The sequence below is a fragment of the Streptomyces sp. NPDC051214 genome (genome assembly GCF_040682375.1).
In the GTDB taxonomy this organism is placed as follows: Bacteria; Actinomycetota; Actinomycetes; order Streptomycetales; family Streptomycetaceae; genus Streptomyces.
The window spans coordinates 287515-301675 of record NZ_JBFBAT010000004.1 but is presented as its reverse complement, the minus strand read 5'-3'; the positions used below and the strand labels follow the sequence as shown (position 1 = coordinate 301675).

Sequence of the window (14161 nt, the reverse complement as noted above, 5' to 3'; positions counted from 1 at the left end):
CCATCGACTCATGCTTCTGGGCGTCATGGTGTGACTAGCTTCGGACGATGGCTGCAAAAGCACAGGTCGCGCAAGACGTACCCGAGGGGGTGGGGCAGGACCGGGGCGCACCCGGACTCCTGGCCGCCTACCGGGAAGTGATCGGGCACACCGGAGCCCTCCTGCCGGTGATCTCGTTCCTCGGCAGGCTCCCCGTCGCCATGATCCAGTTCGGCAGTGTCCTGCTGGTCACCGAGACCAGCGGATCGCTCGCCACGGGCGGCGTGGTCGCCTGCGCGCTCGCGCTCGGCCAGGTGACCATGGGCCCGCTCGTCGGCCGCCTCGCCGACCGCCGCGGACAGCGCCCCGTCGTCCTCGGGTTCTCGCTGCTCAACGCCGTGGCCATCGCGCTCTACACGCTCGGCGCCCTGCTCGGACTGCCCACGCCCGCGCTCGTCGCCCTCGCCGTGCTCGCCGGCGCGAGCATCCCGGGGATCGGCCCGCTGGCCCGCGCACGCGCCGTCCCGCTGGTCCGCGAGGCGGGCGGTGACGACCGCGTGGTCAACACCGTCCTCTCCCTGGAGAGCACGATGGACGAGGTGTCCTTCGTGCTCGGCCCCGCCTTCGTGGGCCTGGCCGCGGTGGTGGGCCACCCTGCGTATGCCTTCGGCGCGGCCGCGCTCCTGGTCGCCGTCTGCGGCTCCGGCTTCGCGCTGCACCCCACGGGCCGGACCACCCGCGTGACGGGGCGGGCGCCACGCGCGCGTGGCGGTCGCGAGCGCCTGCCGCGCCAGGTCGTCGTCGTACGCGTCGGGCTCGTCTTCGTCGGGGTGCTGCTCGGTGCCTGTGGAGCGGGCATCACGGCCCTCACCGAGGAGTTGGGCCGGCCGGGCCAGGCGGGCCTCGTCTACGCCGCCATGGGCGTCATGAGCGCCGTCGTGGGGCTCTCCATGGCCGCGCTGCCCGAGCGGTTCGGCCTGTACGCGCGCTGGCGCGTGGCGACGGCGGCCGCCGCGCTGCTCTCGCTGCCGCTGGTGTGGACCGACAGCATGACGGGCCTGTACCTCGTGGTGACCGTCTTCGGCGCCATCTTCGCCCCGAACCTGATCACCGGCTTCGCGCTCACCGAGCGCTCCTGCCCGCCGCGGCGGCTCGCCGAGGGCATGACGTTCGCCGCGAGTGCCTTCGTCGGCGGCCAGGCGGTCACGCTCGCCGTGGCGGGCCGCCTGGCCGAGTCCCACGGCCCCGCGGCGGCGTTCGCGCTCGGCAGCGCGGCCGCCGCCGTCGCGTTCCTCGTCGCGCTGGTGGCCCGCCCCCCGGCGGAGGGCGGGCCCCAGGTCACGCCGGGCGCCGCAGGACGGTGAGGCTCCGGTCGGTGAGCGTCAGGCGTTCGCCGGCCCCCGCCTTCGCTCCCGAGTCCGGCGGCACCCCCTCCGCCCGCGAGGTGTCCACCACCACCTGCCACTGACGGCCGTGATTGACCGGGATCACGAAGTCCAGCGGCTCCGCGGAGGCGTTGAACATCATCAGGAACGAGTCGTCGGAGATCCGCTCGCCGCGGGTGCCCGGCTCGGAGATCGCGTTGCCGTTCAGGAACACCGTCAGTGCCCGTGCGTGCGACGCGTCCCAGTCCTCCTGCGTCATCTCCTCGCCCTCCGGAGTGAACCAGGCGATGTCGGAGAGCTCGTCGTGCGTGCCCTCCACCGGGCGGCCGTGGAAGAAGCGCCTCCTGCGGAAGACGGGGTGGTCGCGCCGCAGCCACGCCATGGCGCGCGTGAACTCCAGCTGGGCGCTCTCGCCCTGTGGCCAGCGCACCCACGCGATCTCGTTGTCCTGGCAGTAGGCGTTGTTGTTGCCTCCCTGCGTCCGGGCGAACTCGTCGCCGTGGCTGAGCATCGGGACGCCCTGCGAGAGCATCAGCGTCGCGATGAAGTTGCGCATCTGCCGCTCGCGCAGCTCCAGGATGTCCGGGTCATCGGTCTCGCCCTCGGCCCCGCAGTTCCAGGAGCGGTTGTGGCTCTCGCCGTCCTGGTTGTCCTCGCCGTTGTCGTCGTTGTGCTTCTCGTTGTACGAGACGAGGTCGTGCAGCGTGAAACCGTCGTGACAGGTGGTGAAGTTGATCGACGCCAAGGGGCGCCGCCCGTCGTCCTGGTAGAGGTCGGACGAGCCGGTGAGCCGGGACGCGAACTCCGCGAGGGTGCGCGGTTCGCCCCGCCACAGGTCGCGCACGGTGTCGCGGTACATGCCGTTCCACTCGGTCCACAGGGGCGGGAAGTTGCCCACCTGATAGCCGCCCTCGCCGACGTCCCAGGGCTCGGCGATCAGCTTCACCTGGCTGACGACCGGGTCCTGCTGTACGAGGTCGAAGAACGACGACAGGCGGTCCACCTCGTGGAACTGGCGGGCGAGCGTCGCCGCGAGGTCGAAGCGGAAGCCGTCCACGTGCATGTCGGTGACCCAGTGCCGCAGCGAATCCATGATCATTTGCAGGACGTGCGGCGACCGCATCAGGAGCGAGTTGCCGGTCCCCGTGGTGTCCATGTAGTAGCGGGGATCGTCCGTCAGGCGATAGTACGAGGCGTTGTCCAGGCCCTTGTAGGAGAGCGTCGGACCCAGGTGGTTGCCCTCGGCCGTGTGGTTGTAGACGACGTCGAGGATCACCTCGATGCCCGCCTCGTGCAGCGCCTTCACGGCCTGCTTGAACTCCAGGACCTGCTCACCCCGGTCGCCCCATGAGGCGTACGCGTTGTGGGGCGCGAAGAAGCCGATCGTGTTGTAGCCCCAGTAGTTGTTCAGGCCCATGTCCACCAGGCGGTGGTCGTTCACGAACTGGTGGACCGGCATCAGCTCCAGGGCCGTCACCCCCAGCTGCACCAGGTGATCGATGACCGCCGGATGCGCGAGCGCCGCGTACGACCCGCGCAGCTCCTCCGGCAGGTCGGGGTGGAGCATGGTCAGGCCCTTGACGTGGGCTTCGTAGAGCACCGTCTCGTTGTACGGGGTGCGGGGCGGCCGGTCGTCCCCCCAGTCGAAGTACGGATTGACCACCACGGAGGTCATCATGTGCGGCGCCGAGTCCATGTCGTTGCGCTTGTCCGGGGCGCCGAAGCGATAGCCGTACACCTCCTCGCCCCAGTCGACCTTGCCGCTGACCGCACGGGCGTACGGATCGAGCAGCAGCTTCGCCGAGTTGCAGCGGTGCCCCTGCGCGGGGTCGTACGGACCGTGCACACGGAAGCCGTACCGCTGGCCCGGCATCACGCCGGGCAGGTACGCGTGCAGCACGAACGCGTCGGACTCACGCAGCTCGACGGCTGTCTCCGAGCCGTCGTCGTGCAACAAACAGAGCTCTATGCGGTCGGCGGCCTCGGAGAAGACCGCGAAGTTCGTTCCGGCGCCGTCGTACGTGGCACCGAGTGGATACGCCTGCCCTGGCCACACCTGCATGCATACGACTCTTCCACTACCGCCCCCTCGGCTCGGGGTCACTTTGGTCAGAGTCTCCCCGAAAGTGGGGCAACCACGCGGGAGTTGAACCCGTCTAACCGACCGACCACTACTCGGTATGCCCCTTCTTGGGGCTCGTGGGGGAAAAGGGGAGTAAGTGAGAGAGCTAGTCAGACGCCACCTGGGGAAGGTGGTGGGGGGCACGGCGGTCGCCGTGGCCGCCACCGCGGTGCTGGTGGGCGTCACACTGCCGGGGGCGGGCGAGCCGGGGGGCGGCCGGGCCAACGCGGCGGACGCGCAGCAGAACGCGATCGCGAAGGACGGCGTCGTCGAGGCCGCGCCCGACGAGGGCGAGAAGGGCATAGGCAGCGACCCGCTGACCGACGCGGAGATGGAGCGCGCCGAGAAGGCGTCGGTGTCGGGCGCCCTGCGCTCCAGCGCCAGGGACGTAGAGGGCGACCGCGGCCCGCAGCTCCTGTCGACCAACCTCAGTGAGCCGGAGCCGACCGACGCGGGCGCCGCGGCGCCGCGCCGCGCGGAGGTCGTCTACTACGACTACAAGAAGGACGTGGTCATCACCAAGACGGTCAACGTGGAGACCGGCAAGGTGGAGAACACGAACACCACGAGCAACGCCCAGCCGCCGCCCAGCCAGGAAGAGCTCGTCGAGGGCGCGCAGCTCCTGATCGCCGATCCGCTCGGCAAGGGCCTGAAGCAGGACTTCAAGCACGCCACGGGCAAGGCGCTGACCGGCCCCGGGCAGCTTCAGCTGAGCGGCATGATCTTCCGCAAGGAGACCGTCGAGCGCGTGCCGTCAAGCCTCGCCGAGTGCGGCAAGCACCGGTGCCTCCAGGTCGTCACCAAGGTCAAGAAGGGACCGTGGATCGACACCCGGGCCCTCGTCGTCGACCTGAGCACCCGCTCCGTGGGCCGTCTCGGCTGATCCGGGCCGCACACCCACGAGACCACACTTCTGCTTCTCCTCGTACGAGGGAGTTCACACCACAATGCACGTCAACAGACTTTCGCGCGCCCGCAAAAGGGCCGGCATGGCCCTCGCGGTCTCCGCGCTGATCGGCGGCGCCGTCACCGTCGCCTCGCCCGCATCGGCCACCCCCAAGGCGCCCAGCGCCCCCGCGGCGGCCGCCGACTGCAGTGACGCCTACAAGATCGAGCAGACCGTCGACGGCGGCACGACCTGGCGCATGTGCTGGCACTACAACACGCTCTCCGGCCTGATCCTCGACAAGATCAGCTACCAGCCCAAGGACGAGGCGAAGCCCATACCCGTCCTGACCAGCGCCCGCCTCGCGCAGGTCCACGTCCCCTACGACGACGGCGAGGCCGAGTACGACGACGTCACCGGCACCGACTTCGGCCAGGCCCTGCAGAACCTGAACCCCGGCGAGTGTCCCGGCGGCACCATCAAGACCGTGAAGGTCCCGCAGCGCGGCGACGTGAAGGGCCTGTGCGCCACCACGCGCGCGCGGGGGCACGCGTACCGCCTCAACGACGACGAGAGCACCGGCGGCACCGGAAAGGTCTTCACGGGCCAGGGCAAGGACCTGCTCGTCTACACCGTGAACAAGGCCTCCTGGTACGAGTACATCACCGAGTGGCGCTTCTCCTCGGACGGCACCATCACCTCCCAGGTCGGCGCGACCGGCAGCCTCTCGCCGTACGACTACGACGGCGGCGACAGCCGTGGCTGGCCCATCGGCAAGGGCGACCAGGCCAAGGCCGAGAGCCACGCCCACAACGTCTTCTGGCGGCTCAACTTCGGCCTGGACGGCTCCCCGAAGGCCAAGGTCGAGCAGTACGACTCGAAGGTCACCCCGCCCACCGGCCAGGGCAGCCCCACCACGAAGACCACCCGCACCAAGGTCACCAAGGAACTCGCCGGTGACCGCAAGGACATGCGCTGGTGGCGCGTGGTCAGCGGGGCGGGCAAGAACAAGGACGGCCACCCCCGTTCGTACGAGATCGTGCCCGGGGCCAGCACCAAGCACGCCGGACGCCCCTTCACCAAGCACGACGTGTACTTCACCGAGTACAAGAAGTGCGAGCAGTACGCGAGCAACAACCCGGGGTGCGCCAACGGCACACCGGACAGCGTCGACAAGTGGGTGAACGGTCAGTCCCTGACACACCCGGTCACCTGGGTCCACGTCGGCTTCCACCACATCGCCCGTGACGAGGACCAGCAGCCGATGCCGGTCCACTGGCAGGGCTTCTCGCTGGCCGCGCGCGACGTGACCGCTATGAGCCCGCTCACTCCGCAGGACCTCGCCGACCAGAACGGCCAGCCTCCGCTGGGTGGTTGAGAATCCACCCTCCCCATCCGGCTGCACCGGCCGCCGCTCCCGGAGTACCCTTCCTTGATCGTTGAACGGGGGAGTGCTCGGGGGAGCGGAAGGGGTGCGTCGGGTGAGCTCGGGAGGGCGGGAACTGCCCCCTGGTGACGAGGGTCACGAGGGGAGTTCCGCGGACGGCCCGCCCGGAGCGGTGTCCCTGGCGCGGCCGATGGAGATGGGATCTCAGATCGGACCCGAACTGGACTGGGGCGCCGACGCCTGGCGCGAGGTGCGCACGCGCGCCCAGCGCGCCGGGCGGGCCTACATCTGGCTGAATCTCGTGGAGCAGCGGCTGCGCGCGGTCGTGGCCGCTGTCCTGCGTCCCATCTACGAACCGGTCCACGCGGACGACTGGGTGGTCGCCGCCGCGGGACCCGCGGGGCAGGAGTGGGTCCAGCGGGCCGTCGCCGTACGCGAAGTGAGCCGCCGCAAGGGGTACTTGCTCGACCCGGCCGACGACAACGTCCTCAGCTTCCTCACGCTGCCCCAGCTGCGGGAGCTGATGGTGCAGCACTGGCCGTGCTTCGAGCCGTACTTCGACGACCGCAGGGACGTCGAACTGGCCCTGGACGAGCTGGAGGTCACCCGCAACGTCGTCTCCCGCAACCGCGCCCTGTCCACCGCCGTGCTCGCCCAGGCGGAGCGCGCGTCCGCGCGGCTCCTGGACATACTCGGCACGGGCACCGACACGCCCTCCGCACGCCGCTTGCCCGTCGACGCCGTCGAGTCGCTGGTCGGCGACCGGTACGCCGACGTGGTGGGCGTCCACTCGGACCGGGTGCGGCTCCTTCGGCAGTTCCCGGCCGAGGACATCTTCGGCGGGGCACGGCGCCTCGACGCGATCGGGATCGGCCTGAACCTCCTGGTCCAGAACTTCTCCGGACGCCGCCTGGTGCGCCTGGCCGAGTCCGGCTGCCGGGTACGCCTGCTCTTCCTCAACCCGGCCAGCAGCGCGGTCAAGCGCAGGGAGCGTGAACTGGGCCTGAAACGGGGCGAGCTGAGCCGCAGCGTCGAGATGAACATCCTGCACATGCGCCGGGTGCGGGCCCGCTTGCGTGATCCGGGTGCCTTCGAGATCCAGGTCTTCGACGAGACGCCGCGCTTCACCGCGTATCTGGTCGACGGGGACGGCGCGGACGGCATCGCGGTCGTCCAGTCGTACCTGCGCCGGACCCGCGGCATGGAGGCGCCGGTGCTCGTGCTGCGCGGCGGCCGCCGGGTGGTGAAGGCGGACGAGCCGGACGAGAGCGGACTCTTCGAGACGTACCGGGAGGAGTTCGAGCTTGCCTGGGCCGACTCACGGCCGGTCTCCTGAGCAAGCGGTCTCCCGGGCAAGCGGAACGCGCGCCTCGGATTGTCAGTGGCGCGTGGGATCGTGGTGGTCAATGGGGGAAAGCACCACAGAGAAGGGGGCGGCCATGGGCTGGCACCGGGAGCTGCTGATCGGTTTCGACCTGGAGACGACCGGGACGGACCCGCGCGAGGCGCGCATCGTCACGGCGGCGGTCGTCGAGGTCAGGGCCGGCGAGACGCTGGGCCGCAAGGAGTGGCTCGCCGACCCGGGGGTCGAGATCCCCGCGGAGGCCGTGGCGGTGCACGGCATCTCGAACGAACGGGCCGCCACGCACGGCAGACCCGCCTCCGAGGTCGCCGACGCGATAGCGGCGGTGCTCGTGTCGTACTGGCAGGCGGGCGTCCCGGTCGTCGCCTACAACGCCACCTTCGACCTGACCCTGCTCTCCGCCGAGTTGCACCGGTACGGCCTGCCGTCCCTGCGTGAGCGCCTGGGCGGCGCGGAACCGGCCCCGGTCATCGACCCGTACACCATCGACCGCTCGGTCGAGCGCTACCGCAAGGGCAAGCGGAACCTGGAAGCGGTCTGCACCGAGTACGGCGTGCTCCTGGAGTCGGCGCACGACGCGATGTCGGACGCCCTGGCCGCGGCCCGCCTGGCGACCGCGATAGCCGAGCGGCACCCCAAGCTGGCCGCGTTCGGCCCGGCGGAGCTGCACCGCCGTCAGATCGACTGGTACGCGCAGTGGGCTGCGGACTTCCAGAAGTTCCTCCGGAAGAAGGGCGAGACGGACGCGGTGGTGGACGGCACGTGGCCGCTCAAGGAGGAGTTCAGCGCCTCCGGCGTCTGACTCCTTTCAGGGGCTGCCTTCTCTTTGCGGAGGTCGCACCCTCAGAAGGGGTACCACCGCACACTCGTGTCCCCGTCACGCAGCGACGCGACCCGGCGGCGGAACTCTGCCAGGGCCTTCGGATTGCTGGGGGCGTGCTGCGCGACCCACGCACAGCTGGCCGTCTCCCGGGCGCCACGGAGCACCGCGCACCCCTCCCACTCCCGCACGTCCCAGCCGTACTCCGCGACGAACCCGTCGTACGCGTCGGCGGGGAGCCCGTAGCGGTCCCGGGAGAGCGCCATGACGACCAGGTCGTGCTCACGCAGATCGGAGGAGAACGTCTCGAGATCCACGAGAACCGGCCCGTCCGCGCCCACGAGGACGTTCCGGGGCAGCGCGTCGCCGTGGATGGGGCCGGGAGCGAGCCGGGGGGTGAGCGCCGACGCCGCGGCCTCGAAGCCGTCCCTGCGCTCGCGCAGATAGTCCGCGTCCTCGACGTCGATCGCCTCGCCCGCGAGCCGCAGCCACCGCTCGACCCCGCCGAGCAGTTCGCGCCGGGGCAGCTCGAACTCCGGCGGGGGAAGGGCGTGCACGAGCCGGAGGAGTGCGGCCAGGTCGCGCGGCTCGGCGGGGCGCACGGCCTCCGGCAGCCGGTGCCACACCGTCACGGGGTGCCCGTCCACCAGCCGGGGTTCGCTCTCGGCGGCCCGCACTGCGGGCACCCCCGACTTCTCCAGCCAGTGTGCGATCCGCAACTCCCGGCGCGCACGGTCGAGAAGCTCGGGCGCCGCACGCCCGACCTTGACCACCGTCCCGCCACCGCCGAACACCGCGTTCTCGCCGAGCGCGAGCAGTGTCGCGTCCCGATCGAGACCCGCCGCGCCCAGTACGTCCCGTGCCCGCGCCTCGTCCATCCATTGCCTCCCGCACCGCTCGCCGCGTTCGCCACGCGGCCCGGCACAGTCTCCCATTCGTACAGGCCAAGCGGTTGCGAGGCCTGCGTAGCTGCTTGACGTATCAAGATCCCATCAGCACGATGACGGGGGCCGCCTGGGCGGCCAAACCCCGATGAGCCGCCCAAAGGAGCCGATTCCGTGACATTGGCGACCGCGACAAAGCGGTCAGCGAACGGCGCGTCCGCCCGAAGAGGCGCGGACCACGGCGCCTGGTTCCTGGTGCTGCCCGCGCTGATCCCGATCCTCGTCCTGAGCGTGGGGCCGCTCCTCTACGGCATCGCGCTCGCGTTCACCGACTCCCAGTCGGGCCGCACGGAGCCCACCGAGTGGATCGGCCTCCTGAACTTCCAGGACCTGCTGCACGACACCCTGTTCTGGGACTCGTTCCGCATCGGCCTGCTCTGGGCGTTCGGCGTCACCGTGCCGCAGTTCTTCCTCGCCCTGGGCCTCGCCCTCCTGCTCAACCAGCCCCTGCGGATGCGCTGGCTCGCGCGGGCGCTCGCGATCATCCCGTGGGCGATGCCCGAGGTGGTCGTCGGCATCATGTGGCGGCTCGTCTACCACCCGGACGCGGGCGTGCTGAACGAGACGCTCTCCAACTTCGGCCTGGGGGAGGGCAAGGACTGGCTGACCGGGACGGCCACCGCGCTTTTCGCCGTCATCGTCGTCGGCATCTGGGCCGGCATGCCGCAGACCACCGTCGCGCTGCTCGCCGGGCTGCAGAACACCCCGCGCGAACTGCACGAGGCCGCCGCCATGGACGGCGCGGGCGCCTGGCGCCGCTTCCGCACCGTCACCTGGCCCGCGATCAAACCGATCGCCCTCGCCATCACCGCGCTCAACTTCATCTGGAACTTCAACTCCTTCGCCCTGGTCTACGTCCTCACCCAGGGCGGCCCCGGCGGCCGCACCCGCCTGCCCATGCTCTTCGCCTACGAAGAAGCCTTCCGCTACGGCCAGTTCGGCTACGCCGCGGCCATGGGCTGCGTGATGGTCGCGGTGATCTCCGTGATCCTCGCCTTCTACCTCGTCGGCCGCCTGAAGGGAGCCGACGAGTCATGATGCGCACGAAGAAGTCCACGCGCACCGCGCAGTACGTGGCGCTCGCCGCCTATCTCGTCTTCCTCGCCTTCCCGTTCCTCTGGCTGATCTCCACGGCCTTCAAGCCCGCACAGGAACTGGGCAGCCTGAACCCCACCTGGATCCCCGAGAACCCGACCCTGGACAACTTCCGGCAGGCCTTCGACGAGCAGCCGCTGCTCCGGGCCGCCGGAAACTCGCTGATCGCGGCGCTCAGCGCCTCCCTGATCGCGGTCGTCATCGCGACGCCCATGGCGTACGTCATGGCGCGGCACCGCAATCGCGTCTCGAAGGCGGCGACGGGCTGGGTGGTGATCAGCCAGGCGTTCCCCTTCGTCCTGATCATCATCCCGCTGTTCCTGATCCTGAAGAACCTGCACCTGATCAACTCGCTGGTCGGTCTGATCATGGTGTACGTCGTGTGGTCGCTGCCCTTCGCGCTGTGGATGCTCGTCGGTTACGTCCGGGCCGTGCCCACCGAACTGGAGGAGGCGGCCGCGGTCGACGGCGCGAGCAAGGTGCGTACGTTCGTCTCGGTCGTCGCCCCGCTGCTCGCCCCGGGCATCGTCGCCACGGCGATGTTCGCCTTCATCACCGCATGGAACGAGTTCTTCTTCGCGCTCGTCCTGCTCAAGACCCCGGAGAAGCAGACCTTGCCGGTCATCCTCAACCGCTTCATCGGCTCCGAGGGTGTCGCGGACCTCGGGCCGCTCGCCGCGGCGGCGTTCCTCGCGACCATCCCCTCGCTCGTCATCTTCGCGATCATCCAGAAGCGGATCACGGGCGGCATGATGGCCGGGGCGGTGAAGGCCTGATGCGCGCGGCAGCACCACGGCTCATGACCGCCGCCACCGCGGTTCTCGCGCTGCTGCTCTCCGGCTGCAGCGGCGACTCGGGAGACGACGACGGGAAGATCACCCTCCAGTTCCAGTCTTTGGCCTGGCAGAAGGAGTCCGTCGACGCCAACAAGGCACTCGTCGAGAAGTGGAACGCCACCCACCCCGACGTCAAGGTCGAGTATGTCCAGGGCAGTTGGGACAGCGTCCACGACCAGCTCCTCACCTCCTTCGAGGGCGGCGAGGCGCCGGACATCATCCACGACGCGTCGGACGACCTTGCCGACTTCGCGTACGGCGGCTATCTCGCGGACCTCGACGAGTTGCTTCCCGAGCGGCTCAAGTCCGACATCCCGGAGCGGAGTTGGCGGACGACGACGTTCGGGGACGGCGTGTACGGCGTGCCGTTCCTCCAGGAACCCCGCGTCCTGATCGCCAACGCGAAGTGGCTGAAGGAGTCGGGCGTACGCATCCCGACCCCCGAGAAGCCCTGGTCCTGGGAGGAGTTCCGGGCGGTCACCAAGGACCTGAGCGACGGCAAGGGCAAGTACGGCGTGGCCTGGCCGCTCAAGGAGCCGGTCTCCGCGACGCTCAACCTCTCGCTCTCCACCGGCGGCACGGTGTTCCACCGCGGCGACGACGGCAAGGTCGACATCCGCTTCGGCAAGGCCGACGAGACCATGCCGCGCACGGTCCACGACCAGGTCAACATCGACAAGAGCGCGTCGAGCACCACTCTCGGCATGGGCGGCTCCGACACGTTGCCGGGGTTCTTCGGCGGCAAGTACGCGATGGTGCCGCTCGGCTTCTCCTACCGCCAGCAGATCGTCCAGCAGGCGCCCAAGGGCTTCGAGTGGCAGGTGCTGCCCGCCCCGGCCGGAGCGGAGGGCCTCGCCCAGGGCGTCAGCCCGCAGACGCTCTCGGTCTCCGAGGACACCGAGCACAAGAAGGAGGCGGTCGAGTTCATCGACTTCCTCCTCCAGCCCGAGAACATGGTGCGCCTCGCGCAGGGCGACTGGATGCTTCCCACCGGCACGGAGGCCTTGAAGGACCCGGCCCTGCGCACCGAGAAGAACGACTGGGCGACGGGCACGGCCCTGGCGAAGGACCTCCGCTCGGCCCCGGCCCAGTCGGTCCGTGGCTACGCGGAGTGGAAGGACAAGGTGGCGACCCCGGCGCTCCAGGAGTACTACAGCGGGGCGATCGGCCTGGAGGAGCTGCGCAAACGCCTGGTGAAGGACGGCAATTTGGTGCTCAAGAGGTACCAGCGCTAGGCGGGCCCCACCCCGCCTGTCCCTGCTCTGCCTTGCCCCGCCCGCACGAGCCCCGACTCGTACGCGGCGATGACCGCCTGCGCGCGGTCGCGGACGCCCAGCTTGGCGAAGATGCCGGTGGCGTGGTTCTTCACGGTCTGGACGCCGATCTCCATGCGCTGCGCGATCTCGGTGTTGTCGAGTCCCGCGGCGATCAGGCGCAGTACGTCGACCTCGCGCGGGGTGAGCCCGGCGAGGTCCGCCGACGGCGGGTTCGAGGCCGGTGCGGGCGTCACGAAGGTGGCGAGCAGCCGGGTCAGGAGCCGCGGGGCGACGACGGCCTCGCCGCGGTGGACGGTGCGCAGCGCGGCCACCAGTTCCTCGGGGGATACGTCCTTGGGCAGGAACCCCGAGGCCCCGGCCCGCAAAGCACCGACCACGTGCTCGTCCATGTCGAAGGTGCTCAGGGCGAGGACCCGGCAGCCGGGGAGCACGGCGCTCAGGCGCTCGGTGGCCCGGACGCCGTCGAGCACGGGCATGCGGATGTCCATCAGGACGACGTCGGGGCGCAGTTCGAGCGCCGACGCGATGGCCTGCTCGCCGTCACCCACTTCACCGACGACCTTGATGGAGGGGTCGGAGAGCAGGATCAGCGACAGGCCCCTGCGCACCAGCGGCTGATCGTCCGCGATGAGCACGGTGATGCCGTCGGACTCGGCCCCGGGCTCGCGCTCGGTCCCGGCTCCGGGCTCGGATTCAGCGGGGGATGTCATCGGACCCTGCCCTTCTCGTACGTGTCGGTGGGCAGCGGCACACTCGCGATCACCGCGAACCCGCCCTCCTCGCGGTCACCGGCCCGCAAGGAGCCGTCATGCAGAGCGACGCGCTCGCGCATGCCCAGCAGACCGTACCCACCGCCCTCGCCCTTCCCACCGGGCGCCCTGCCGTCACCGGCGCCGTCGTCGGCCACCTCGACGGTGACGCGGCCCTGGAGATAGGCGAGCCGCACCGTGGCGCGGGCGGGCCCCGCGTGCTTGCGGGCGTTGGTCAGCGCCTCCTGGACGATCCGGTACAGGGTGAGGCCCACGGGCATCGGCAGCGCCACGGGCCGCCCGGTGACGTGGAGTTCGGCCGGCAGACCCGCGGCGGTCGAATCGGCGACGAGCCGCTCGATGCCGTCCACCCCGGGCTGGGGCTCCGACGGCGCCTCCTCCGGGGTGTCGGTGCTGCGCAGCACCCCGAGGAGCTGCCGCATCTCCTGCAGGGCGGTGCGGCCGGACTCCTCCAGGGTCACCAGCGCCTCGCGGGCCGTGTCGGGGTCGCGGTCCAGGGTCGACCTGGCCCCGCCGGACATCAGGTACATGGTGGTGATGTGGTGGGCCACGATGTCGTGCAGCTCCCGCGCGATACGGCGCCGTTCCTCGGTCACCGCACGGTCGGCCAGGAGCTTGCGGTTGATGTCCAGCTGGTGTTTCCACTGCCGCACGGCCAGGCTCACGGCGACGAGGAGGCAGGGCGTGACCACCACGTCGGTGAGTCCCACCCCCAGAAAGGGCACGTCGTTGTTGAGGTACCGCGCGAGCTGCACGGGAGCGGTGGCCACGATGCTCAGGAGCACCGTCCGCCGTCCGCAGTACCGGGCCACGGTGAAGAGCGCCACCGCGACGGCGCCTCCGTAGCTGTTCGACATCGGGGAGCCCGGGTCGACGGCGAGCCCCAGGTTCACGGCCAGCTGTACGGCGAGGACCGCGCCGAGCACCGGCACGGGGTGACGGCGCCTGAAGAGCAGCGGCACGAAGGAGACGACGACCAGGAGCACTCCGAGCACGGTGACCGGCGCCCCAGGGCCCTCCTCACCCGGGGCGAGGTAGGCCAGTACGTCGAGTCCCACCGCGACGGCGGCGATGGCCATGTCACCCGGGGTCGGCCGCGGCCCGCCCGTGGGCGTGGCGGGAGGGAAGAAGTCGCGGCCCATCCGGGCGCCTCCTGGTGGAGCGGTGCGGGGGGCTCTGCTGTGCCCGTCTTTCCGCTCCATTACATCCCGGCCGGCGGCGCCGGTGATCGGCGTGGAGGCGGTTCTCGTACCCAGTACCGGAGTACTGCCCGCGACGGAGCACCGGACCGGGGTCG

General features: G+C 70.5%; 12 protein-coding genes. 8 read left to right on the top strand and 4 right to left on the bottom strand.

Going from position 1 to position 14161, the window contains the following annotated elements:
• Positions 1-47 precede the first annotated feature (47 nt).
• Complete coding sequence (locus AB0M70_RS12580) at positions 48-1343, top strand: MFS transporter (protein WP_365819302.1); 1296 nt, start codon at positions 48-50, stop codon at positions 1341-1343.
• Here the strand turns inward: AB0M70_RS12580 and glgX are convergent.
• Positions 1318-3426, bottom strand: a complete 2109-nt coding sequence (glgX, locus tag AB0M70_RS12575; protein ID WP_365819300.1) for a glycogen debranching protein GlgX — start codon at positions 3424-3426, stop codon at positions 1318-1320. The two genes, AB0M70_RS12580 and glgX, sit on opposite strands and share 26 nt — an antisense overlap.
• Before the next feature lie 157 nt (positions 3427-3583).
• On the opposite strand from glgX, the gene AB0M70_RS12570 reads away from it, so the two are divergent.
• The 4 genes from AB0M70_RS12570 to AB0M70_RS12555 all read left to right on the top strand — a co-directional run bounded on the left by AB0M70_RS12570 (position 3584) and on the right by AB0M70_RS12555 (position 7924).
• The gene (locus tag AB0M70_RS12570; protein ID WP_365819298.1) at positions 3584-4369 is read left to right on the top strand and encodes a Tat pathway signal sequence domain protein; all 786 of its coding nucleotides are present in this window, start codon (positions 3584-3586) and stop codon (positions 4367-4369) included.
• A gap of 64 nt (positions 4370-4433) precedes the next feature.
• Complete coding sequence (locus AB0M70_RS12565; protein WP_365819296.1) at positions 4434-5750, top strand: copper amine oxidase; 1317 nt, start codon at positions 4434-4436, stop codon at positions 5748-5750.
• 73 nt (positions 5751-5823) lie between these two features.
• Positions 5824-7095: an SAV2148 family HEPN domain-containing protein gene (locus tag AB0M70_RS12560; RefSeq protein WP_363302855.1), complete on the top strand. Its 1272-nt coding sequence runs from the start codon at positions 5824-5826 to the stop codon at positions 7093-7095.
• A gap of 103 nt (positions 7096-7198) precedes the next feature.
• A complete protein-coding gene (locus AB0M70_RS12555) occupies positions 7199-7924 on the top strand; it encodes a 3'-5' exonuclease (protein WP_365819294.1) in 726 nt (241 codons plus the stop codon).
• A 41-nt stretch (positions 7925-7965) separates the two neighbouring features.
• On the opposite strand, the gene AB0M70_RS12550 is transcribed toward AB0M70_RS12555, so the two are convergent.
• The gene (locus AB0M70_RS12550) at positions 7966-8820 is read right to left on the bottom strand and encodes an aminoglycoside phosphotransferase family protein (RefSeq protein ID WP_365819292.1); all 855 of its coding nucleotides are present in this window, start codon (positions 8818-8820) and stop codon (positions 7966-7968) included.
• A 180-nt stretch (positions 8821-9000) separates the two neighbouring features.
• Between AB0M70_RS12550 and AB0M70_RS12545 the strand changes: the two genes are divergently transcribed.
• Genes AB0M70_RS12545 through AB0M70_RS12535 form a run of 3 tightly spaced genes read left to right on the top strand, consistent with a single transcriptional unit; the run spans position 9001 to position 12052 of the window.
• Positions 9001-9924: a sugar ABC transporter permease gene (locus tag AB0M70_RS12545; RefSeq protein ID WP_363209784.1), complete on the top strand. Its 924-nt coding sequence runs from the start codon at positions 9001-9003 to the stop codon at positions 9922-9924.
• Positions 9924-10757 (top strand): carbohydrate ABC transporter permease, encoded by an 834-nt coding sequence (locus AB0M70_RS12540; protein ID WP_365819815.1) that lies wholly within the window; start codon positions 9924-9926, stop codon positions 10755-10757. Before AB0M70_RS12545 ends, AB0M70_RS12540 begins: the two co-directional genes overlap by 1 nt.
• Complete coding sequence (locus tag AB0M70_RS12535; protein ID WP_365819290.1) at positions 10757-12052, top strand: sugar ABC transporter substrate-binding protein; 1296 nt, start codon at positions 10757-10759, stop codon at positions 12050-12052. Before AB0M70_RS12540 ends, AB0M70_RS12535 begins: the two co-directional genes overlap by 1 nt.
• Here AB0M70_RS12535 and AB0M70_RS12530 read toward each other — a convergent pair.
• Together AB0M70_RS12530 and AB0M70_RS12525 are read right to left on the bottom strand one after the other, a co-directional pair.
• Positions 12049-12804 carry a response regulator transcription factor gene (locus AB0M70_RS12530; protein ID WP_365819288.1) on the bottom strand — a complete coding sequence of 252 codons (756 nt, stop codon included), beginning with the start codon at positions 12802-12804 and terminating at the stop codon, positions 12049-12051. The genes AB0M70_RS12535 and AB0M70_RS12530 overlap by 4 nt on opposite strands.
• Positions 12801-14006, bottom strand: a complete 1206-nt coding sequence (locus AB0M70_RS12525) for a sensor histidine kinase (RefSeq protein WP_365819286.1) — start codon at positions 14004-14006, stop codon at positions 12801-12803. Before AB0M70_RS12525 ends, AB0M70_RS12530 begins: the two co-directional genes overlap by 4 nt.
• Positions 14007-14161: the final 155 nt, after the last annotated feature.

Bases quoted from the DNA above. Each gene is read 5' to 3' on its own strand.
- AB0M70_RS12580 (WP_365819302.1), top strand. From the start codon at position 48: ATGGCTGCAAAAGCACAGGTCGCGCAAGACGTACCCGAGGGGGTGGGG.
- glgX (WP_365819300.1), bottom strand. From the start codon at position 3,426: ATGCAGGTGTGGCCAGGGCAGGCGTATCCACTCGGTGCCACGTACGAC.
- AB0M70_RS12565 (WP_365819296.1), top strand. From the start codon at position 4,434: ATGCACGTCAACAGACTTTCGCGCGCCCGCAAAAGGGCCGGCATGGCC.
- AB0M70_RS12555 (WP_365819294.1), top strand. From the start codon at position 7,199: ATGGGCTGGCACCGGGAGCTGCTGATCGGTTTCGACCTGGAGACGACC.
- AB0M70_RS12550 (WP_365819292.1), bottom strand. From the start codon at position 8,820: ATGGACGAGGCGCGGGCACGGGACGTACTGGGCGCGGCGGGTCTCGAT.
- AB0M70_RS12540 (WP_365819815.1), top strand. From the start codon at position 9,924: ATGCGCACGAAGAAGTCCACGCGCACCGCGCAGTACGTGGCGCTCGCC.
- AB0M70_RS12535 (WP_365819290.1), top strand. From the start codon at position 10,757: ATGCGCGCGGCAGCACCACGGCTCATGACCGCCGCCACCGCGGTTCTC.
- AB0M70_RS12530 (WP_365819288.1), bottom strand. From the start codon at position 12,804: ATGACATCCCCCGCTGAATCCGAGCCCGGAGCCGGGACCGAGCGCGAG.
- AB0M70_RS12525 (WP_365819286.1), bottom strand. From the start codon at position 14,006: ATGGGCCGCGACTTCTTCCCTCCCGCCACGCCCACGGGCGGGCCGCGG.